Raw genomic sequence first — 21,043 nt, 5'->3', positions numbered from 1 at the left:
TATAATAGTACCATGATAACTTATAAAAAAAGATACTTCCCAGAAAATTTAAATACTGATGAAATAATATTAGATATTGAAACTACAGGCTTAGATGCCATTCATGATAATCTTGTTTTACTAGGACTTATAATTTTTGAGGGTGATAAATCCTATATTATGCAATACTTTGCAGAAGATAATTCTGAAGAGATAAGACTACTGGAAATTTATTTGAAAGTAACCAAGGATAAAAAAATCATAACATATAATGGGGATAAATTCGATATACCCTTTTTAAATATGAGGCTTGATAAGTATAATCTTAATCCAATATTTCCTGATACTATAGATATATATAAAATTATAGCTTATCATAGAAAATACTTTACTTTTGAATCTATGAAACTAATGGATATAGAAAAACACATTGGGATTTTTAGAAATGATCCTAGCAGATACAAAGTGATTAGTAAATTGACTGAAGATATTAAGAAAAGAGAAAGACCTAAGCCAATTATGATTCATAATGAAAATGACTTAATATCTACGGAAAGACTATCAAATATTGGTGATTATTTTCATACGGAACTTTCTATAAATCTAAATTTAGGTAATCTTAGCCTTAAATCAGTTTGGATTAATAACGATATTTGCCAGATAAAATTAGAATCATCAGAAGTTCTATCCGAATCGTATTTTTCTTCTGTTAACTATGAGTTAAGAACAAAGGAAAAAGATGTAGAAATTAATATACAGATTTTATTTGGGAGATTTGATAGTAAAAACACAGGTTATGTAGCTTTAAATACTTTTAATCTAGAAAACCAAAGTCAAATGACCGTTGACCCCAATCTACTAATTATAAAAGAAAATTACCTTTATAACTATAAAAATATTTTAAATCTAAGCAAAAAAATAATTGAGAATCATTTATAGATTCTCAATTTGCCAATCAATAGGCTCTTGTCCTATAAATTTTAAAAAATTATTTGTTTTCGAAAATGGCTTAGAACCAAAAAACCCCCTATTAGCAGAAAGTGGAGATGGATGGGTAGACTTTATAATTAAATGATTTGTATTAGTAATTAACTTTTCCTTTGATTGAGCATTTCTACCCCAAAGAATAAAAACTATTGGCTTTTGTCTATCATTTAATTTTTTTATTATATTATCAGTAAGAATTTCCCATCCGATTTTTTGGTGAGAATTTGCTTCATGGGCTCTTACTGTTAGCGATGTATTTAATAACAAGACTCCCTGATTAGCCCATTTCTCTAAATTTCCATTATTCGGTATATAAGTATTTATATCTTCATGCATTTCCTTATAAATATTAACCAATGATGGTGGTGTTTTAACTCCTTTTTTTACAGAGAAAGCATAACCATGTGCCTGCCCTGGACCATGGTATGGATCTTGACCTAATATAACTACTTTTACATCTTCATAAGAAACGGATTTTAAAGCATTAAAAATATCATACATATCAGGATAAATAGTGTAATTTTTATATTCTTCAATGAGTTTTTTTCTAAGATTTTGATAATATATTTTATCCCATTGGTCTGCCAAAATTATATCCCAATCATTTCCAATATTTACACTCATATTTTTTCACTTTCTTCTAAGAATAATAGATAGATAATCATCAGTAGACTTCCAATCGTAACAAATATGTCTGCCACATTAAAAACTGGAAATTTTATGAAAGCAAATTCTATAAAATCTACAACATAACCTTGGAATAATCTATCATAAAAATTACCGATAGCTCCTGATATAATCATTGCTAGGGCTATATTTAAAATTATAGGATTTTTCTTATAATTCTTTATAAAATAATATACTAAAACAGCCACTATAGCTAATGTTAATATTATAAAAAATAACCTACTATCTTGGAGTATCCCAAATGCCGCACCTCTATTTTCAAGATATGTAAAATTGAGTAATGTGCCATTATAAGGTTTTTCTATTAAATTGTTTATTGCATAAGTCTTGGTTATTCTATCTAGGATTAATCCTATTACGATAAAAATTATATATGTTATCATTTTAATTTCCTATATGTAATATGCGAGTTTCCTTTTTTACTAGAACCAGTTATCTCATCAAATATGAATCTGCCTTCTCTTCTTACAGATATCATAGAATTTTCTTTGATTAACTTACTAGGATCATCTATGATTTCGTAGTTAACTTTTACAAGTTTTGCTTTTATTAAATCTTTCGCCTTTGATCTTGAAGTATTCGTAAACTCAGATATTATATTATCCAGTCTTAATGATGATACGAAACCATTGTAGTTAATGTAATCATCAAGTTTTATTTCTAATTCGTTATTGTTCTTGACTTCTACATTTATGCTTTGATTTTTTATCTTAGTCAAATTGTATTTTACAAAATTAGCTTCATCTTTTAATATAGCAAATTCACAAGCATTTTCATCAATGACTATATCACCTATAGATTCTCTCTCTAAGTTAAAGCTCATTAATGAACCTAGTACATCAGGGTGGCTTAGACCATCATGGTTAAATTTTAAAACATTAATATAATTTGACTCATCAATTGGTTCATAAAAGAAATTGGCGATAAATATTTTGCGCTCTGCCAAATCATTACCGCCTACAAATTTTATATCTATTTTGTTTTTATTTGCAATAGATTCTATAACTTCTTGTTCAAAAGGGTCCAAAAAAAAGCTATATTCTTCAATATTTTTATAATATGATCTTTCTAATATGGATATAGCTTTTTTAATGGATGATTTTTTACTTTTATCATTTATAAAATCTAAGTTGTATTCCAAACTCATATGAAATAATTAGATTTCACCCTATAATTGGTTATAGTTTCCATCTGAAATTTGTTCTGTTACAGTGCTATCTACTTCTACACCTTTTGGACTGATTACAAAAATACCTTTTGTAACTCTTTCAACTGTTCCATCTAGAGCGTAAACTGCACCTGAAACAAAATCAAAAATTCTTTGTCTCATATCAGCATCAACCATTTCAAGGTTTAAAACAACAACTTTTTTATCAAGTATATCATTTATTACACTTGGTGCATCTGTTTCATAATCAAGAGGTTCTTGAATTGATATTCTCATAGATGATTTATTTGTAAAATTATTTTCTGTCATGCTAACTATATTATCTCCTCTTTTTGATGATCTTTGGTAATTATTTGATGAGGTGCTTGTAGAAAATGAATCATTATTATAATCTTTAGAATCATATCCAAATGATGAGCTTGAGTTGTTATAGCCACTTTCATAAGTAACAGATCCATTTTTTTCTGTAGTTTCATCTTCTAATAAATTTGTATAAGCAGTCCTTGTAGTAGTTTTACTATCTTCTTCATTATTATCATAATAAAGTTGTTCGTCATCGTAATCATCATAGTTGTCGTCTATACCAATGAAGTCTTTAAATTTGTCAAACATAATATTCCCTTTACTATTTGTATTTGATTCTATTATAACTTAAAAATAAAAAAAATAAAAATTAATTAATATTAAAATTCACTTTTTAAACTTCTACCCATAAGTGAAGCAACAGAATCATTTGGGTTTTTATTTTCATATAAAATCTTATAGATTTCAGAAGTTATAGGTAAATCTAATTTGTGATTTTTAGCTAGTTGATTCAAAGCTCTTGTAGTTGGAATCCCCTCTACAACCATATTTATTTCACTAATAGCATCTTGCATACTTAAGCCTTGTCCAATCAATAATCCTGTCCTATAATTTCTAGAATTTAGACTCGTAGATGTAACTATTAAATCGCCTACTCCAGCTAATCCATTTAATGTATTTGGATTAGCATCAAACTCAATTAATAATCTATTCATTTCATTTATGCCTCGAGTTATAACAGCCGCTTTTGTATTATCCCCATATCCAAGACCATCTAGCATTCCTATCCCAAAGGCTAAAGTATTTTTTATAGCTCCACCTAGCTCTACACCAATTACATCTGTTGAACTATATACTCTAAACCAATCGTTTGTAAAGATAAGTTGAATTTCTTTTGCAAGATTTATATCTTCACAGGCACTTACTACTGCAGTAGGCATTTTTCTTATAACTTCTTCAGCATGAGAAGGTCCGCTTAAGATAACATAATGGGTATCCTCACCTAGTTCTTGCTTAACAATTTGTGAAATTCTGTTGTGAGTTTCTAACTCTAAACCTTTTGACAGATTTACAAATATATTATCTTCATCAAAATATGGCTTAAATTGTTTAATAACTGATCGAATGCTTTGAGTAGGAATTCCATTAATTATAAACCTATTTTTAAATAAGTCCTTAATATTGCTGGTAGCTTTGATATTAGTAGGCAAATCAAAGTCTTTTAAATATTTTCTATTTTTATGATTATCATTTATATATTTTGCATCTTCAGGATTTCTGGCATACAACAAAACATCGTGATTCTCTGATAAGAGATATGCTATAGCTGTTGACCATGATCCTGAACCTAAAATTGAGATTTCCATAGTTAAAATATTTTAGACTCCTTGTTATTTATTATTCTTTGAATGTTAGATCTATGTTTATAGATAATAAGTGTTGCAATTATAAGGATAGCAAAAAATATATCTGTTAATCCAAAATAGAAATATCCTATAATTATTGCACTTAAGGCTCCTAAAATAGATCCTAATGATACCATTCTACTTACTAACACAACTAAAATAAAAATTCCAACTAAAATTAGAACAAATTTAATATCTAAATAAATAAAGGCACCAAAGGAGGTTGCTACACCTTTACCACTTTTAAAGTGAAGAAAAACACTATACATATGTCCAAGCACAACAAATACTAAGCTAATAGCTAGTGAATGTTCTACACCTATTTTATCTGCTATAAAAAGTGCTATAAATCCTTTAAAAGCATCACAAATTAGTGTTGCAATTCCAGCCTTTCTTCCAAAATTTCTTAAAGCATTGGTACTACCAACATTACCAGAGCCAAGGGCTCTGATATCCGTATTAAAAAAATATTTACCAATCAAATATGCACTAGGTATTGAACCTATAATATAAGAAATTAAGGCAATGATAAAAATCATTTATCTGATCCTCTTTCTTTTAATACAAAACTAAAAGGAACCCCTATAAGATTATAATTCTTTCTAATTTGATTTTCTAAATATCTCATATATGAAAAGTGCATTATTTCTCTGTCATTTATAGATAGCATAAATTTAGGAGGTGCCATTCCAACTTGAGACATATAGTATATTTTAAGTCTCTTACCCTTATCTTGGGGTGGTTGGTTTAACATAATTGCATCTTGCAAAATATTATTTAAGACACCTGTAGATATTCTAGTATGATAATTATTATCTACAACTTCTATCATATCTAAAAGAGTATCAATTCTTTGATTTTTAAGCACTGATATAAATACTATTGGTGCGTATAAAGCAAAACCTAATTTATTTCTTATATCTGCTTCCATATCTTTCATAGTATTTGTTTCTTTTTCGACTATATCCCACTTATTAACAGCTATGATTATAGCTTTTCTTTGATTATGAGCATATCCGGCAATTTTTGTATCTTGCTCAGTAACTCCTACTGTTGCATCTATTAAAAATAGAACTATTTCTGCACTATCTACTGCATCAAATGTACGTTGGTTGGCATAATATTCTATATTTTCTTTTACTTTAGATTTTCTACGAAGACCGGCAGTATCTATAAGCACATAATTTTTATCATTATAAGTCCAGTATGAATCTACAGCATCACGAGTAGTCCCAGCTACATCAGTTACAATCATTCTTTCATCTTCTAAAAGTAGATTTACTAATGATGACTTTCCAGCATTAGGTTTACCTATTATTGCAATTCTTGTTTCATCTTCAATTTGATCAAAAGCTTCAAAATCTATGTTTTCGACCACTTTATCGAGCAAATCTCCAAGTCCCTTGCTCTGTTCTGCTGAGATTATTGCAAGATCATCAAAACCCATAGAGTAAAAATCGTATATGTGGTCTGGGGTTTTGTGACTATCAATTTTGTTTGCAACAATTATTACTTTTTTATGATATCTACGGATTACATCTGCTATTTCAGCATCATAAGGGCTTAAACCCTCTTTACCATCTACTACAAAAAGAATTAAATTGGTTTCTAGTAAGGCTTTTTCTACTTGTGATTTTATTTCTTGATTCATCATTTCTTTATTTGAAATATCAAGTCCACCCGTATCTACAAGAAGAAATTCATCTCCCTGCCATTCTACCTTATCGACTATTCTATCTCGAGTCACGCCACTTATATCTTCAGTTATAGATTTTTTCTTTCCTACAAGTCTATTAAATAATGTTGATTTTCCTACATTAGTCCTACCGACTAAAGTTACTATTGGCATTGCCATAATTAATTACCATATACAGGAAATTTGCTTGTTAGCTCTAAAACTTCCCTTTTAATTTGCTCGATATCTTCATTTCTATCAATAGTTCTTGAAATAAGCTCTATGATTTTTTTTGATTCATCAACACCCATACCTCTAGATGTTATAGCAGCAGTACCAATTCTTAGGCCACTTGTTACATTTGGAGATAATTGTTCATTAGGAATAGTGTTCTTATTTGTTGTTATATTTACTTGATCAAGCAGATCTTGAGCTTCGGAACCAGTTATATTTTTATTAGTAAGATCTATTAATATTAAATGATTATCTGTACCATCAGAAATCATTTTAAAGCCATGATCCCTTAATGCTTCTTCCATAGCTTTTGCATTTGCTTTTATATTTTTAGCATAGTCTTTCCATGATGAATCTAAGTTTTGCTTAAATCCTAATGCTTTTGCTAAAATTATATGTTCTAGTGGGCCACCTTGTGAACCAGGGAAAACTGCCTTGTCTATAGCTTTGGCATATTCTTCTTTACAAAGAATTATACCTGACCTAGGACCTCTTAAAGTCTTATGTGTTGTAGATGTGACTACATCACAATATGGGAATGGGTCTGGGTGTTCACCCGCTACAATTAGTCCTGCAATATGCGCAACATCCGCCATTAAAATTGCTCCGACTTCATCAGCAATTTCTCTAAACTTTTTAAAATCAATTTCACGAGGATATGCACTTGCACCACAAACTATTAATTTGGGTTGAATTTCACGTGCTTTTGCTAGTACATCATCATAATCAATCCTACCAGTTTCTATATCTACACCATATGGATAAAAATCATAAAGTTTTCCAGAAAAATTTACTTTTGAACCATGAGTTAAGTGCCCACCTTCTGTAAGATTCATCGCTAAGACTTTATCCCCAGGCTTTAAAAGAGCTGAATATGCAGCAAAGTTTGCATTAGACCCCGAATGTTGTTGTACATTTGCATGATCACAGTGGAATAATTCCTTTGCTCGTTCAATAGCAATTTGCTCAATAACATCTATATTTTCGCATCCACCATAATATCTTTTTTCTGGATAACCTTCAGCATATTTATTTGTCAAAATACTTCCTGCAGCTTCTAAGATGTAAGGTTTAACATAATTCTCAGAAGCTATTAATTCGATATTATCCTCTTGTCTTTTTACTTCCTTATCTAAGGCTTCGTAAAGATCTTTGTCAAATTCTTTTATTAAAGAATAATCCATTAGATTCTCCTAACTTTCATTACACTATTATTCGCAAGGTTTTTATCTATTCCTTTTATAATAATAAATGATATAGCAAAAAATATTATTATTGATAAAAGAGTAAGCAGATTTATGTCATATCCAGTATTCTTTAGAAATAAATTTGGTAATATAGCACCTATAACTATCATCACAACTGGAAGTACATATACATACATAGAGTATTTTGTAATATCAGATGAACGTGTTTCAAGTATAACTTTATCTCCTACTTTTATGTCATCAGAAGAGAATAATTCTATGAGGGTATCTTCCTTTTGGCCGCAAGAACCCTTGGCTGCACAGGCTCCACAGGCCTCATTTCTAGCTACGCTAACAGTTAAATGTCCATTTTTATTTTCTAGAACAGTTCCTTCTTTAATCATTGTTGTCATTAATATCACTCCTTAAGTTGATTCCTAGCTCATCCAAAGCCTTTGTATCAACGATAGTTGGTGCTTCAGTAAGTGGACAAGTTGCTGATTGAGTTTTTGGGAAGGCTATTACATCTTTAATGTTATCAGTTTTTGCAAATAACATTAATAATCTATCAAGACCATAAGCAAGTCCAGCATGTGGTGGTGTACCATATGAAAGAGCTTCAATAAAGAATCCAAATTTATTTTTAATATCTTCTTCAGTCAGATTTAAAGCTTCAAAAATATCTTTTTGTAATTCTGAATTATTGATCCTTACAGATCCACCTCCCATTTCATCACCATTAATAACAATATCGTAAGCTTGAGTCCTTACTTGTTCTGGATGAGTCTTTAATAAGTGAATGTCATCTTCATTTGGCATGGTAAATGGATGGTGTTGAGAAACGTATCTGTCTTCTTCTTCGTTATATTCAAACATTGGGAAATTTACAACCCAAGTCAATGCATATTCTTTTTCATATAGATCATTATCTTTTGCAACTTTATTTCTTAATGCTCCAAGTCCTTCAAGAACTTTTTTATCTTTATCGGCTGCAATTAAAATTAAGTCGTTATTCTCAATTTCTAATTTTTCAATCATATTATTTAAAATATCATCTGTTAAGAATTTGCTAATTGAGGAGTTTACTTCTTCCCCATATTTGATATAAGAAAGCCCACCTAGGCCGTAGTGTTTAACAAAGTCTGTTAATTTATCTAATTGTTTTCTAGAATATTTATCTGCTAGATTTTTAAAGTTAATTGCTCTTACTGATTTACCTTCAGAAGTATTGTTTGCAAATACTTTAAATTCACTATCTTTCCAAATTTCAGAAATATTTTTAATTTTATAACCAAATCTTAAGTCTGGTTTATCAGAACCATATGATTCCATAGCTTCACTATAATCCATTCTTGGAATTGGTAAGGTTAAATCATAGTCTGTATATTTATCAAATAATTCTTTTATAAGTCCTTCATTTACTGCTATTACATCATCTTGGTTAGCGAAAGATAATTCCATATCTAATTGAGTAAATTCTGGTTGACGGTTAGCTCTTAAGTCCTCATCTCTAAAACATTTTACAACTTGGAAGTACCTATCTAAGGAACCTATCATTAGGATTTGTTTTAAAAGTTGTGGTGATTGAGGTAGAGCATAAAATTCACCTTGGTTTATTCTTGATGGCACAAGATAATCTCTTGCTCCTTCAGGAGTAGGTTTTGTTAAAAATGGTGTTTCTACTTCTGTAAAGTCATTGTTATACATGTACTCACGAATAGTACGTACAATATCTGATCTAAGTTTTAGATTTTTTTGTACAGAAGCCTTTCTCATATCAAGATATCTATATTTTAATTTAAGATTTTCAGCTACATCATCATCATCTTTTATGTATATTGGTGGTGTGTTAGCCTTATCAAGAATATTAATTTTTTCAGCAACAATCTCAATATCTCCAGTTGCCATATCAGGATTTTTAGATTCTCTCTCCCTAACTGAACCTTTTATTTCAACAACATATTCTTGACCTAGATGGCTAGCAAGGTCATGATTTTCTTTATCTTCTTCACGCACTACGATTTGAGTAATACCTGTTTTATCTCTTAAATCAAAGAAAACCAAAGAACCTAAGTTTCTTTTTTTTGCTACCCAGCCCATTAGGACTACTTCTTCACCTATATTTTCACTTCTTAATTCGCCACACATATGGCTTCTTTTAAATTCCATATACTCTCCTTATATTAAAAATGGATTATTATTAAATTCATAATCTAAACTTGTTTTCTCACCGTGTCCTGGATAAACTATCGTACTAGGTTTTAATACCCTATATTTTTCATTTATTGAGTTCATTAAAGTTTCAAAATCTCCACCAGGAAAATCCGTTCTTCCTATACTCATATTAAATAAAGTATCTCCTGAAAATATTATATCTCCTATTAAGTAACTTATAGAATCTAAACTATGACCAGGTGTTTTTACAGCCTTTATTTCAAAATCAGTAATTATTTCATCATCTTCTAAATACTCATCAATTGGTACATACAGATTATCATAGTTATAGGCAAGATTATAGTTTTTATCGTTTGCAATACCTTTTGATTCACTAGAAGCAAAAACTTTTACATCATATAATTTCTTATAATATTCAAGTCCTAAAACATGATCAAAATGAGTATGTGTTTGCAAAATAAAGTCAATTTGTATGTTATTATCATTTATATAATCAGTTACCAAATTACTTTTTTCTACTGCATCTACAATAAAACCACGACCTTTTTCACTGACTACATAAAGATTTGTCATTACAGGTCCTAGGGTAAATCTTTTAATCTCCACCTACAAAATCCTTTCGCTGTCGATCAAAATAGTCGTTGGACCATCATTTACTAACCCCACTTGCATATGGGTTTGAAACTTTCCAGTTTTTACATCAAAACCATCTTTTATAAGCTCATCTTTCATTATTTCATAAAATTCATTAGCTTTTTCAGGTCTTGCTGCTTCTATAAATGAAGGTCTATTACCTTTTCTTACATCTCCAAAAAGTGTAAATTGGGATACTAAAAGTATCTTTCCTCCTACATCTTTTAAGGACAAATTCATTTTACCTTCTTCATCTTCAAAGATTCTAAGTTTTTCGATTTTTTTCTTAACATAGGCAAGATCATCCATTGTATCGGTATCTTTTATACCTAGAAGTACTAAAAATCCTTTTTCTATCTTTGATATTTCTTGACTTTCTACTACTACATTTGCATTTTTTACTTGTTGTATTACTGCTCTCATTAATTATTAACCCTATATACACTATAAACTGTATCTAACGATTTTAATTTCGCCTTTACATCATCTAACTGGTCTAAGCTATTAACTTCAACAGTTAAATCAATTATTCCTTCTTCACTTTCATTAAGCCTTGCATTCATACCAGATATATTAACATTTACAGTTGAAATCATTTTTGTAATGTCATAAATAACTGATGGAGAATTTGCAACTACTATTTGAATCTTTACTGGGAACTTATCAGTCGCAGTATTTTGCCAATAAACATCTATTAGCCTTTCTGGTGCGTGACTATTAATGATATTTGGGCAAGTTTTTGTATGAACTGAAATTCCATTTCCTTTTGTAATAAATCCTATTATAGGATCTCCAGGAACTGGAGTACAGCATTTTGCAAATTTTACCTCAATATCATCATCAAAATCACTCACGCGAACTTCACCTTTAGATGATATTGGCTTTTTATTTTCTTTTTGAATTTCAACTGGTTTACTAATTGATTTTTGTTTTTCTTCTAGCTCATTTTCCCTTTTTATAAGCTTTTGAATTATCTGTTCACTAGTAATTCTACCATAACCAACGGCTGCATACATTTCATCTTGAGTAGGAAATCCTAATTCATTTGCAATTTCATCTACCCATTCATCTTTTAGCAGAGATTTATATCCTTCTCTGTGTTTTTTTATATCACGGATTATTTGAGTTTTTCCGATTTCGATATTTTCTTCTTTACCATTTTTCTTAAAGAACTGTTTTATTTTAGTTTTGGCTTGGTTACTTTTTACAATATTTAGCCAATCCTTACTTGGTCCTGCTGAATTTTTGCTAGTAAGAATTTCAATAACATCACCAGTTTTAAGTTTTTGAGTAATAGGTACGATAGATCCATTTACTTTTGCGCCTATGCATTTATTTCCAACTTCCGTATGAACCTTATAAGCAAAATCTATTGCACAAGAGCCTAATGGAAGAGAATATATTTCCCCAGCTGGAGAATAAACATAAATTTCCCTTGAGAAAAAATCTGTTTTCAAAGTTTCCATAAACTCTTTGCTATCTGAGTCTGCCCCACTTTCATTTTGCCATTCCATTATGCGGCGCAAAAATTCCATAGCATCATCAAAATCAGATCCCTTGGTATTATTTTCTTTATATCTCCAATGGGCTGCTACACCATATTCACATTCTTTGTGCATTTGGCGAGTACGGATTTGTACTTCGAATGGTCTTGAATCTTCCCCAAAAACTGTGGTGTGTAAAGATCGATAACCATTTGGTTTGGGTTGACCAATATAATCTTTTATCCTATTAGGAATTGGTCTCCATAAAGAATGAACTTTTCCTAAGACTTCATAGCATTCTGCTATGGTATCTACCAAGACTCTTACAGCAGTTAAATCATAAATCTCTTCAAAAACTATATCATTTCTAGTCATTTTCTTATAAATTGAATATAATGATTTAGGACGACCGCTTATTTCAAAATCAATATTACTACCTTCAAGCTCTGAAGTTAATGTCTCAATTATTTCATTTATGTAGGCTTCTCTTTCACGTCGCTTTTGAGAAACCATTTCGGCTAATTCATAATATCTTTCAGGATCTTGGTATCTAAAACATAAATCCTCAAGTTCCCATTTTACAGAGTATATTCCAAGTCTATGTGCTAAGGGAACATAAATTTCTATAGTTTCTGTTGCAGTTTGTATTTGCTTTTCGCGAGTCTTATATTCCAAAGTGCGCATATTATGAAGTCTATCTGCAAGCTTTATTAAAACAACCCTAACATCATTGGACATAGCCATGACCATTTTTCTGATATTTTCTGCTTGTTTTTCTTCTCTAGAACTATAATTTAAATTTTTAAGCTTTGTTACTCCATCAACTAAAAAAGTTATTTCATGACCAAATTCTTCTTCCATCTGATCATAAGTAATTGATGTATCCTCTAAAACATCGTGCATAAGACCTGCACAAATAGTTTGATCATCAAGTTTCATATTTGAAAGAGTCTTTGCAACAGCTATTGGATGGATGAAATAATCTTCACCAGAGTTCCTTTTTTGGCCCCTATGGTTGATCTCACCAAAGTAGTATGCTTTTTTTATTAAATCCAAGTCTGCGTTTGGATTATTTTCAAGGATGATTTCCTTGAGTTTTTCAAATTCTAATTCAAAATCTGTTGTCATGTTTACCTCATCTAATATCAATAAGTTTTAACTGAAGATTTCTATTGCCTCTAAACTCATTTATATCTGGGTAATAGACTACATCAATTTTTTTTCCTTCTATTTGACCATTAAATTTATCGCGTAAATAGTTATAATCATCTACTGCATTAAATTTGATGGCATTTACATAAACACCATTTTTAAAAAGTGACATTTTTAAAGTTTTTTTATCTTTTCCAATCATTGTAATTTGTGATATATCTACATTCTTATCAGCAAAAATTGGTTTTTCAAAATCTTTTCCAAATGGCGAAAGTTTTTCTAGACTTTCTGCAAATTCTAAAGACAACTTTGAGATATCAATTGCCTTATCTATGTTTATAATTTTTTGTTTTTGTGAATCTGTAAGAGATGAATTGTCATTTAAAAATTTCCTTAAATCATCAATAATGTCTAGCTTTATAGAAAGTCCACAAGCCATAGGATGTCCACCAAATGATTCAAGATTTTCTTTATATTTTAAAACTTCTTGGTAAATATTATAAGATTCAATAGAGCGTCCAGATCCCTTAGCAATACTTTCTGTATTTGAATCCGTCAGTATAATTGTAGGCCTGTAGTATTTTTCTTTTATACGCCCTGCTACAATTCCGCATATGGACTCATTTATAGATGGTTCATAAACTACTATTACATCATCTTCAAAATATTTATTCTCTTCTATGATTTCTAGACATTTATCAAGCCCATCTTGAGTAAGATTTTTACGTTCGTTATTTAATTCAACTAATTCCTTAGCAAGCTCATAAATCCTATCTATATCCTCTTCCATCAGAAGTTCTATAGCCATCTTTGCTGATGAAAGTCTACCTGTAGCATTCATTGTAGGTCCTAAAATAAAACCCAGAGTATAAACATCGATTTCTTTCATCCAAGAACTTTCTTCAAGAACTGCTTTTATACCAAGCTTTTCTGTGTAGTTTAATCTTTTAAGTCCTTCTATAACAAAAATTCTGTTTTCATCAGTAAGAGATACTATATCACAAACAGTACCCATAGCTACATATTCTAAAAGTCCATATAGATATTCATAATCTCCATCTAATTTTTGGAATAAGGCTGCCATCAATTTAAAACAAACTGCAGCTCCACATAAATCCTTGAATGGATAGTCTTGATCTATTCTTTTAGGATTAATCACAGCATCTGCCTCTGGCAATAATTGACTAGCCCATTCGCCATCATTTGAAGTTTCTATCTCATGGTGATCAGTAATAATCACATTTAGATCAGCTTTTTTCAACTCTTTTACTTGATCAAAACCAGTGATGCCGTTATCACATGTTATAATTAAGCTAACTTTATCATCAACCGCCTTCTCAACCATTCCAGATGAAATTCCGTATCCTTCTTTTACTCTTTGTGGGATATCATAGCTAATATTATCATAATAGAAAAGTAAACCATCAAGTAAGGTCATAACTGATGCTATGCCATCTTGGTCATAGTCACCAAAAACTCTTATCTCCCCACCTGATTTCATAGTTTCAATTATCAAACCCACTGCTTTGTCCATATCTTTTAGCAAAAATGGGTCATGTAATTTATCAAGACTAGGATTTAAAAACATTTCTACGCTTTGATCTTCAACAATATCTCGATTTGCTAAAATCAATGCTTCTAGTTTTGAAATATTATTATGTTTTAAGTTATTTATATAATTTTCTTTTTTGTTATATATAAACCAATTGCTCATAGATTCACCATCCCTAATAGAAAAATTATACCATTTTTTAACTTTTTATAAAATAAAAGAGGCAGTTACTGCCTCTTATGAAATGATATTTTCAATTTCAGATTTTTTTATTTTAATTTTACTAATACTATCAAATGATCCTGATAAAATTGTCACCACTTCTCCTTCAATTTCTGTTACTTCACCAATAACCCCTGAAAAAGTAGTAATTTTTGAACCAATATCTAAATTTTCATTCACATATTCTCTATTTTTCTTTCGCTTAATATCATCTTTTATAGATGTCTCATAAAATCCAAATAATAGGATAATTAGTATGATATATTCAAGTTTCATTTAATAGCCATATTTTTGATAAAATTCTTCTTTATATTCTAAGAACCTATCTTCCATAATTGATTGTCTAATATTTTCACACATTTTTAATAGGAAATATAAGTTATGGTAGGTTAATAACCTTGCTCCTAAAATTTCATTTGCATTTATTAAATGTCTAATGTAGGCCCTAGAATAATTTTTACATGTATAACAATCACATTCGTGGTCAAGTGGCGAGAAATCTTCTTTATACGAAGCATTTCTTACTACTAATCTCCCCTTAGATGTAAGCGCAGTTCCATTTCTAGCAATTCTTGTTGGTAGTACGCAGTCTGCCATATCTATTCCTGCTTCAAATGACTCAAATAAATAATCTGGTGTACCAACTCCCATATTATATCTAGGTTTGTCATATGGAAGTAGTGGAGTAGTAAAGTTTAATATATCAATCATTTCTTCTTTTGTCTCTCCAACAGATAGGCCCCCAATAGAAAAACCATCAAAATCCATAGCCGTGGTTTCTAGAGCAGATTTTTCTCTTAAGTCCTTATATAGACCACCTTGGACAATACCAAATAAAGATTGGTCTGGGTGCGAGTGCTCTTTATGATAATCAAGCCCTCTTTTTGCCCAACGTATAGTACGTTCCATGGATTGTTTTACATAATCGTAGTCAGCAGGCGCTTCTACGCACTCATCAAAGCTCATCATGATGTCAGAGTGAATATCATTTTGAATTGAAATTGCTTTTTCAGGAGTAAATAGATGTTTTGATCCATCAATGTGAGATCTAAATTCTACTCCATTTTCATTAATCTTTCTATTTTCAGCTAAGGAAAATACTTGGAATCCACCACTGTCGGTAAGTATTGGCCTATCCCAATTCATAAATTTATGTAGTCCACCAGATTTTTTCATAATATCCATACCTGGTTTTAGATATAAATGATAGGTGTTGCCTAGTATTATTTTAGCATCTATTTCTTTTAATTCTTCGACTGTCATTGTTTTTACAGTTCCAAGAGTGCCTACTGGCATAAAAATAGGAGTAGGTATATCTCCATGGGCTGTATGGATTACACCCACTCTTGCGTTTGAGTTTTTATCTTTTTTTATAACTTCAAATGTTAGTCCCAAAATATCTCCTTAATGAATAAACATAGCATCGCCAAAACTAAAAAACCTATATTTTTCTTCTACAGCATATCTATAAGTATCTAGAATCATATCTTTTGATGTAAGTGCTGCAACAAGCATAACTAAAGTTGACTTTGGCAAATGGAAATTAGTTATAAGTGCGTCTACGACCTTATATTCAAATCCCGGATAAATAAATATATCAGTCCAGCCAGAATCAGCTGTCAATTCACCCTTATTTTTAAAAACTGTTTCTAAAGTTCTGATAGTAGTTGTACCAGTAGCAATTACTCTTTTTCCATTTGCATGGGCTTGATTTATAATATCAGCTGTTTCTTGGCTAATAGTATAAAACTCACTATGCATCTTATGGTCATTTACATCCTCAACACTTACTGGTCTAAAAGTACCTAGTCCTACATTTAAAGTTAGGTATGCTAATTTTATTCCTTTTTGCTCTATTTGATTAAGTAGCTCTTTAGTAAAATGTAATCCTGCAGTTGGAGCAGCAACAGATCCAGGATTTTTTGAGTATACGGTTTGGTATTCTTCTGGCTCATCTAGCTCTTCTTTGATATAAGGGGGTAAAGGCATATTTCCTAGTCTATCTAGTATTTCATTAAAAATTCCTTCATAGAAAAACTCAATTACCCTATTCCCATCTTCTTTTATGTCTTTAACTTCAGCTGATAATTCTTCAGAAAAAATAATTTTTGTACCTATTTTCATTTTTTTACCAGGACGAACCAAGCATTCCCAAGTTTTTCCTTCGATATTATGAAGTAAAAATACTTCTATTGATTCTTCTTTATCTTCTCTATGACCGAAAAGTCTAGCTGGTATAACTCTGGTATCATTCATTACCAAAACATCCCCAGGATTAAGATAATCTATAATATCATAAAAATATTTGTCTTCTTTTTCTCCAGTTTTTTTATCAAGTACTAAAAGTCTTGCATGGTCTCTTTTTTCAGCTGGGTGTTGAGCTATTAATTCTTCTGGTAAGTAGTAATCAAAATTGTCTGTTTTCATCTAATCCTCATATATTAATCCATAGTGGTCATAGGCATTTTTGGTAAGAACACGTCCTCTTGGTGTTCTTGATAAAAAACCTATTTGCAACAAATACGGTTCATAAACATCTTCTATAGTAACATTTTCAATCCCTGTTGATGCTGCTATGGTATCTATTCCAACAGGGCCTCCATCAAAGTTTTGATACATGGTCATAACAATTTTCTTATCCATAGTATCAAGACCCTTATCATCAATTTCTAGTAAATTTAATCCTTCTTTGCTAGTTTGCCAGTCTATTTTACTTTCTTTCCTAACAATGGCATAATCACGAACTCTTTTTAGTAATCTATTTGCAATCCTTGGTGTACCCCTAGATCTTTTTGCAATTTCATAAGCACCCTCATCATCTATTTCAATATCAAGTATGCTGGCTGAACGCTTAATTATAGTTGTTAAGTCATCTGCATTATATAAACTTAAAGAAAGCAAAACTCCAAATCGATCGCGAAGTGGAGCTGATAATTGACCTGCTCTAGTAGTTGCACCAACTAAAGTAAACTTTTCCAAATCAATTCGTATGGACTGGGCATTTGGTCCTTTTCCGACTATGATATCCAAAACAAAATCTTCCATAGCAGAGTATAAAATCTCCTCAACTGAACGATTTATCCTATGGATTTCATCTATAAATAAAACATCTCCATGTTGCAAATTTGTAAGTATGCTAGCTAAATCTGATGGACGCTCTATAGCAGGACCACTTGTTACTCTTAAATTTACACCAAGTTCATTTGCTATAATTGATGAAAGTGTAGTTTTACCTAGTCCTGGTGGACCTTGGAGCAAAACATGATCTAAGGGTTCTTTTCTTGATAAGGATGATTTTATAAAAATATCTAATTTTTCTTTAACCTTATCTTGACCTATGTAGTCATTTAGCCACTTAGGTCTTATTGAATTTTCATTAGTTAAATCTTCTTTTAATTCATTTGATCCAACTATTCTTTCATTTTCATCATACATAAATTGCCCCTAAATAAGTCTTTTTAAGCTTTCTTTTATCAATTCTTCAAGCGATAGATTCATATCTTTTAATTCTAATAATACATTAGAAATATCATTTTGCGCATATCCTAGATTTAATAGAGCTTCTTTAGCTACATCTAGATCTTCATTTGCTGGAAGTTGAACAGATTTATCAGATTTTTTAGCTAGTGGCATAAGTTTAACCTTATCCATAAGTTCTAAAATAATTCTACTTGCAGTTTTTTTACCAACTCCTTTTGCTTTTGTTAAGGCATCAATATCATTGTTTGCAATGGCAAGTTTTATATCTTCAACCCCGATTGATGATAAAATACCAATGGCATTTTTGGGACCTATGGAAGAAACAGATGTAAGTAGTAAAAACATCTCTAATTCTTCTTTGGAATAAAATCCATATAGGCTCATATCATCTTCTCTAACTTGTAGCGAAGTATAAATTTTATATTCGTTATTTAATTCTATTAATGTAAGGGTGGATAAGGAAGTTTTGATTAGATAACCTATATTATTATTCTCAATTACAAAATCCTCTTCGTTTATAGCCCTCACATCTCCAATAATATATGAAATCATTAATTCATCCTAAAGTTTTCTTTAAATCTTTGACTTAAAGCATGACAAAGTGCAACAGAAAGTGCATCTGCTGCATCATCAGGCTTTGGTATTTCCTTTAAATTCAAAAGTGTAGTTACAGTTTTTTGCATTTGACTTTTGCTAGCCCTACCATAACCAGTTATAGCTTGCTTGATTTGAAGTGGTGTGTATTCGTAAATAGGTAGTTTATTTTGTTGAGCACATAAAACTTGTATGCCTCTAGCATGACCAACTGTAATTGCTGTTTTTACATTTTGATTAAAAAATAATTCCTCTATTGCGTATTCATCTGGCTTAAATTCTTTTATAATTTCATCCAAATTATCATACAAAATCTGTAATCGTTCTGGTGTCTTAGTCTTACTAGATGTTGTAATGACACCATTTTCTATTACTTTAACCTTACTTCCGTCAAAATCAACAACACCATATCCCATAATTGCTATTCCTGGATCTATTCCTAATATTCTCATAATTTTTAAAATAAAAAGAGCTTAAATAAGCTCTATTGATATCTTTCTAATACTTCTCTTAACAGTCCTCTATAATAATATTCCGCATAAATATCTACAATTGATTTGTATAAATAAGACTGGGATTTTTCATAAATTTTCTTCGTTTGGTTTAAAGTTATATCTTCAGTATAAATACTGCTGGTATCAAATCTTAGTTGTTTGTGGGTAGTATGATCAAGAGAGTATATCTTAGATTTTACTTTCAAATCGCAATAAATACCCATATTTTCTTTTAACTTTGATACCAAATTTTTATCATTATAAATATTTACTTTATATTTATCTCCCAGATCTAAAATTTTTGGATCTGTTTTATTTAGCGTTGGATATACATTATCCATCAAAAAACTTACTCCCAAATCATTTATCAAATCACATTCTAAATCATCAATCATTTTTTTATCTTTAAAAGCCCTATACTGAGCTTTGACACAGATCCAAAACTCATAACGATTAAGATCATCGCTGATTAAATTTTCTAAAGTTGAAATGATTTGGTCAATATCGCTTAGATTCCAAAAATATTTTTTAAGATTTTTCATAACATAATCTTTTACATAGTAATCGTTTTTGGAAAATTTTACAAAGTTTTTATCATATAATAAAGACATAAGTGTGTTAAATGAGTATATATCTTCATTTATTAAAAAATTGTATTCAAGTTTTTCAATTATAGGATATTGTTCATTTACTTCTGCCTTCATTCCTTAATACCTCGTGTAACTATTCTAACATATTTGATAATAAAATTATTTAGATATATTTATTCAGAGAATAAAAAAAGCTAAATTATTAGTAAAAATATACAGTAAAATTTTATTAATGTATATTAGACTTACAATTTAGCCTATAAGATTTTTAAAATAAAATTTTATTCATCAAAATTTTTAAAACTTTTTAAAACTTGCTTGCATATCACTTAGTTTAAAGCTATAATTCACATCTTTTCTTTCTATATCTATAACAGTTTTCTCGCGCAGTTCACTATCTGTATAAAGTTTATTGATGAGTTCAAATGATGGATTTATAGCATGTGGATTACCTACCATTTGAAACATGGTCAAGTCTCCATTTGTATCTCCATAAGCATAAGAAGCATCTAAATCTAAATTATACTTCTTTGAAAGCTCCATTACAGCCCCTAATTTACTTCTGTTATCCCACATTGGGGTTACTTTTCCTGTAAAAGTATTGTTTTCATCAAATTCGTATTGAGTAGATATGCTTTCATCAGCTCCATATATTTCTCCAAAGTGCTCTACTAGAAACATTGGAGAGCCAGATATAAAAAATATTTTATATCCATTTTCTTTATGGAATTTAACTGCTCTTTTTGTTATCCTATATACTTTATTTTTATTTTTTTCTATAACTATATCAGAGTATTTATTAATAATTTCTTTATCTATTCCAGCCAAAGTTTGCTGGTACACTAATGAAGCTTTGTCTAGATAATCTTCGTATGCACCAAGTCTATTTTGATATTTATCAAAAAGCGGTCCAATTTCTTCTGTCCATGATTTCTCATCTATAATACCATCAGCTGTTAAAAGCAAAAAGTGTTCGATAAGTAAACTATTTCTAAAAAGTGTTCCATCTATATCAAAAAATGCTGCCTTATTCATAAATAC

The 21,043-nt window shown here is 30.1% G+C and carries 23 protein-coding genes; 1 reads left to right on the top strand and 22 read right to left on the bottom strand.

Features of this window, described 5'->3' with window-relative positions; genetic code table 11:
* The first annotated feature begins 12 nt into the window (after window positions 1-12).
* A complete protein-coding gene (locus tag JNO63_RS01435) occupies window positions 13-918 on the top strand; it encodes a ribonuclease H-like domain-containing protein (protein WP_203126508.1) in 906 nt (301 codons plus the stop codon).
* Here the strand turns inward: JNO63_RS01435 and JNO63_RS01430 are convergent.
* The 22 genes from JNO63_RS01430 to JNO63_RS01325 all read right to left on the bottom strand — a co-directional run bounded on the left by JNO63_RS01430 (window position 913) and on the right by JNO63_RS01325 (window position 21,037).
* On the bottom strand, window positions 913-1,590 hold the full coding sequence (locus JNO63_RS01430) for a uracil-DNA glycosylase (RefSeq protein ID WP_203126506.1): 678 nt from the start codon (window positions 1,588-1,590) through the stop codon (window positions 913-915). The two genes, JNO63_RS01435 and JNO63_RS01430, sit on opposite strands and share 6 nt — an antisense overlap.
* A complete protein-coding gene (lspA, locus tag JNO63_RS01425) occupies window positions 1,587-2,036 on the bottom strand; it encodes a signal peptidase II (RefSeq protein ID WP_238390453.1) in 450 nt (149 codons plus the stop codon). The genes JNO63_RS01430 and lspA overlap by 4 nt, the downstream gene beginning before the upstream one ends.
* A complete protein-coding gene (locus JNO63_RS01420; protein ID WP_203126505.1) occupies window positions 2,033-2,800 on the bottom strand; it encodes a YlmH family RNA-binding protein in 768 nt (255 codons plus the stop codon). The genes lspA and JNO63_RS01420 overlap by 4 nt, the downstream gene beginning before the upstream one ends.
* 21 nt (window positions 2,801-2,821) lie before the next feature.
* On the bottom strand, window positions 2,822-3,433 hold the full coding sequence (locus tag JNO63_RS01415; RefSeq protein ID WP_203126504.1) for a cell division protein SepF: 612 nt from the start codon (window positions 3,431-3,433) through the stop codon (window positions 2,822-2,824).
* 71 nt (window positions 3,434-3,504) lie between these two features.
* A complete protein-coding gene (locus JNO63_RS01410; protein WP_203126503.1) occupies window positions 3,505-4,491 on the bottom strand; it encodes an NAD(P)H-dependent glycerol-3-phosphate dehydrogenase in 987 nt (328 codons plus the stop codon).
* 2 nt (window positions 4,492-4,493) lie between these two features.
* On the bottom strand, window positions 4,494-5,069 hold the full coding sequence (plsY, locus tag JNO63_RS01405) for a glycerol-3-phosphate 1-O-acyltransferase PlsY (protein ID WP_203126502.1): 576 nt from the start codon (window positions 5,067-5,069) through the stop codon (window positions 4,494-4,496).
* Window positions 5,066-6,385 carry a ribosome biogenesis GTPase Der gene (gene der / locus JNO63_RS01400; protein ID WP_203126501.1) on the bottom strand — a complete coding sequence of 440 codons (1,320 nt, stop codon included), beginning with the start codon at window positions 6,383-6,385 and terminating at the stop codon, window positions 5,066-5,068. Before der ends, plsY begins: the two co-directional genes overlap by 4 nt.
* 2 nt (window positions 6,386-6,387) lie before the next feature.
* Window positions 6,388-7,623: a serine hydroxymethyltransferase gene (gene glyA, locus JNO63_RS01395; RefSeq protein WP_203126500.1), complete on the bottom strand. Its 1,236-nt coding sequence runs from the start codon at window positions 7,621-7,623 to the stop codon at window positions 6,388-6,390.
* Window positions 7,623-8,039 (bottom strand): SoxR reducing system RseC family protein, encoded by a 417-nt coding sequence (locus tag JNO63_RS01390; protein WP_203126499.1) that lies wholly within the window; start codon window positions 8,037-8,039, stop codon window positions 7,623-7,625. Before JNO63_RS01390 ends, glyA begins: the two co-directional genes overlap by 1 nt.
* The gene (gene aspS / locus JNO63_RS01385; protein ID WP_203126498.1) at window positions 8,023-9,795 is read right to left on the bottom strand and encodes an aspartate--tRNA ligase; all 1,773 of its coding nucleotides are present in this window, start codon (window positions 9,793-9,795) and stop codon (window positions 8,023-8,025) included. The genes JNO63_RS01390 and aspS overlap by 17 nt, the downstream gene beginning before the upstream one ends.
* A gap of 9 nt (window positions 9,796-9,804) precedes the next feature.
* Complete coding sequence (locus JNO63_RS01380; RefSeq protein WP_203126496.1) at window positions 9,805-10,407, bottom strand: MBL fold metallo-hydrolase; 603 nt, start codon at window positions 10,405-10,407, stop codon at window positions 9,805-9,807.
* Window positions 10,408-10,857, bottom strand: a complete 450-nt coding sequence (gene dtd / locus JNO63_RS01375) for a D-aminoacyl-tRNA deacylase (RefSeq protein ID WP_203126494.1) — start codon at window positions 10,855-10,857, stop codon at window positions 10,408-10,410. It abuts the gene before it with no gap.
* Window positions 10,857-13,046 carry a RelA/SpoT family protein gene (locus tag JNO63_RS01370; protein WP_203126492.1) on the bottom strand — a complete coding sequence of 730 codons (2,190 nt, stop codon included), beginning with the start codon at window positions 13,044-13,046 and terminating at the stop codon, window positions 10,857-10,859. Before JNO63_RS01370 ends, dtd begins: the two co-directional genes overlap by 1 nt.
* A 7-nt stretch (window positions 13,047-13,053) precedes the next feature.
* Window positions 13,054-14,784 (bottom strand): single-stranded-DNA-specific exonuclease RecJ, encoded by a 1,731-nt coding sequence (gene recJ / locus JNO63_RS01365; RefSeq protein ID WP_203126491.1) that lies wholly within the window; start codon window positions 14,782-14,784, stop codon window positions 13,054-13,056.
* Between the two features lie 75 nt (window positions 14,785-14,859).
* A complete protein-coding gene (locus JNO63_RS01360; RefSeq protein WP_203126490.1) occupies window positions 14,860-15,120 on the bottom strand; it encodes a preprotein translocase subunit YajC in 261 nt (86 codons plus the stop codon).
* A complete protein-coding gene (tgt, locus tag JNO63_RS01355) occupies window positions 15,121-16,239 on the bottom strand; it encodes a tRNA guanosine(34) transglycosylase Tgt (protein WP_203126489.1) in 1,119 nt (372 codons plus the stop codon).
* Between the two features lie 9 nt (window positions 16,240-16,248).
* Window positions 16,249-17,271 (bottom strand): tRNA preQ1(34) S-adenosylmethionine ribosyltransferase-isomerase QueA, encoded by a 1,023-nt coding sequence (queA, locus tag JNO63_RS01350; protein WP_203126488.1) that lies wholly within the window; start codon window positions 17,269-17,271, stop codon window positions 16,249-16,251.
* The gene (ruvB, locus tag JNO63_RS01345) at window positions 17,272-18,279 is read right to left on the bottom strand and encodes a Holliday junction branch migration DNA helicase RuvB (protein ID WP_203126487.1); all 1,008 of its coding nucleotides are present in this window, start codon (window positions 18,277-18,279) and stop codon (window positions 17,272-17,274) included. It abuts the gene before it with no gap.
* Window positions 18,280-18,288: 9 nt separating this feature from the next.
* On the bottom strand, window positions 18,289-18,876 hold the full coding sequence (ruvA, locus tag JNO63_RS01340) for a Holliday junction branch migration protein RuvA (RefSeq protein ID WP_203126486.1): 588 nt from the start codon (window positions 18,874-18,876) through the stop codon (window positions 18,289-18,291).
* Window positions 18,876-19,370, bottom strand: a complete 495-nt coding sequence (gene ruvC, locus JNO63_RS01335; protein WP_203126485.1) for a crossover junction endodeoxyribonuclease RuvC — start codon at window positions 19,368-19,370, stop codon at window positions 18,876-18,878. The genes ruvA and ruvC overlap by 1 nt, the downstream gene beginning before the upstream one ends.
* Window positions 19,371-19,402: 32 nt before the next feature.
* Window positions 19,403-20,116 (bottom strand): hypothetical protein, encoded by a 714-nt coding sequence (locus JNO63_RS01330; protein WP_203126483.1) that lies wholly within the window; start codon window positions 20,114-20,116, stop codon window positions 19,403-19,405.
* Window positions 20,117-20,299: 183 nt separating this feature from the next.
* A complete protein-coding gene (locus tag JNO63_RS01325) occupies window positions 20,300-21,037 on the bottom strand; it encodes an HAD family hydrolase (protein ID WP_203126482.1) in 738 nt (245 codons plus the stop codon).
* Window positions 21,038-21,043: the final 6 nt, after the last annotated feature.

This window comes from Anaerococcus sp. mt242 (assembly GCF_016798225.1).
Taxonomy (GTDB): domain Bacteria; phylum Bacillota; class Clostridia; order Tissierellales; family Peptoniphilaceae; genus Anaerococcus.
This window is presented reverse-complemented; position numbering and strand designations above follow the sequence as displayed.

Bases quoted from the DNA above. Each gene is read 5' to 3' on its own strand.
- JNO63_RS01435 (WP_203126508.1), top strand. From the start codon at position 13: ATGATAACTTATAAAAAAAGATACTTCCCAGAAAATTTAAATACTGAT.
- JNO63_RS01430 (WP_203126506.1), bottom strand. From the start codon at position 1,590: ATGAGTGTAAATATTGGAAATGATTGGGATATAATTTTGGCAGACCAA.
- lspA (WP_238390453.1), bottom strand. From the start codon at position 2,036: ATGATAACATATATAATTTTTATCGTAATAGGATTAATCCTAGATAGA.
- JNO63_RS01420 (WP_203126505.1), bottom strand. From the start codon at position 2,800: ATGAGTTTGGAATACAACTTAGATTTTATAAATGATAAAAGTAAAAAA.
- JNO63_RS01415 (WP_203126504.1), bottom strand. From the start codon at position 3,433: ATGTTTGACAAATTTAAAGACTTCATTGGTATAGACGACAACTATGAT.
- JNO63_RS01410 (WP_203126503.1), bottom strand. From the start codon at position 4,491: ATGGAAATCTCAATTTTAGGTTCAGGATCATGGTCAACAGCTATAGCA.
- plsY (WP_203126502.1), bottom strand. From the start codon at position 5,069: ATGATTTTTATCATTGCCTTAATTTCTTATATTATAGGTTCAATACCT.
- der (WP_203126501.1), bottom strand. From the start codon at position 6,385: ATGGCAATGCCAATAGTAACTTTAGTCGGTAGGACTAATGTAGGAAAA.
- glyA (WP_203126500.1), bottom strand. From the start codon at position 7,623: ATGGATTATTCTTTAATAAAAGAATTTGACAAAGATCTTTACGAAGCC.
- JNO63_RS01390 (WP_203126499.1), bottom strand. From the start codon at position 8,039: ATGACAACAATGATTAAAGAAGGAACTGTTCTAGAAAATAAAAATGGA.
- aspS (WP_203126498.1), bottom strand. From the start codon at position 9,795: ATGGAATTTAAAAGAAGCCATATGTGTGGCGAATTAAGAAGTGAAAAT.
- dtd (WP_203126494.1), bottom strand. From the start codon at position 10,857: ATGAGAGCAGTAATACAACAAGTAAAAAATGCAAATGTAGTAGTAGAA.
- JNO63_RS01370 (WP_203126492.1), bottom strand. From the start codon at position 13,046: ATGACAACAGATTTTGAATTAGAATTTGAAAAACTCAAGGAAATCATC.
- recJ (WP_203126491.1), bottom strand. From the start codon at position 14,784: ATGAGCAATTGGTTTATATATAACAAAAAAGAAAATTATATAAATAAC.
- JNO63_RS01360 (WP_203126490.1), bottom strand. From the start codon at position 15,120: ATGAAACTTGAATATATCATACTAATTATCCTATTATTTGGATTTTAT.
- queA (WP_203126488.1), bottom strand. From the start codon at position 17,271: ATGAAAACAGACAATTTTGATTACTACTTACCAGAAGAATTAATAGCT.
- ruvB (WP_203126487.1), bottom strand. From the start codon at position 18,279: ATGTATGATGAAAATGAAAGAATAGTTGGATCAAATGAATTAAAAGAA.
- ruvA (WP_203126486.1), bottom strand. From the start codon at position 18,876: ATGATTTCATATATTATTGGAGATGTGAGGGCTATAAACGAAGAGGAT.
- ruvC (WP_203126485.1), bottom strand. From the start codon at position 19,370: ATGAGAATATTAGGAATAGATCCAGGAATAGCAATTATGGGATATGGT.
- JNO63_RS01330 (WP_203126483.1), bottom strand. From the start codon at position 20,116: ATGAAGGCAGAAGTAAATGAACAATATCCTATAATTGAAAAACTTGAA.
- JNO63_RS01325 (WP_203126482.1), bottom strand. From the start codon at position 21,037: ATGAATAAGGCAGCATTTTTTGATATAGATGGAACACTTTTTAGAAAT.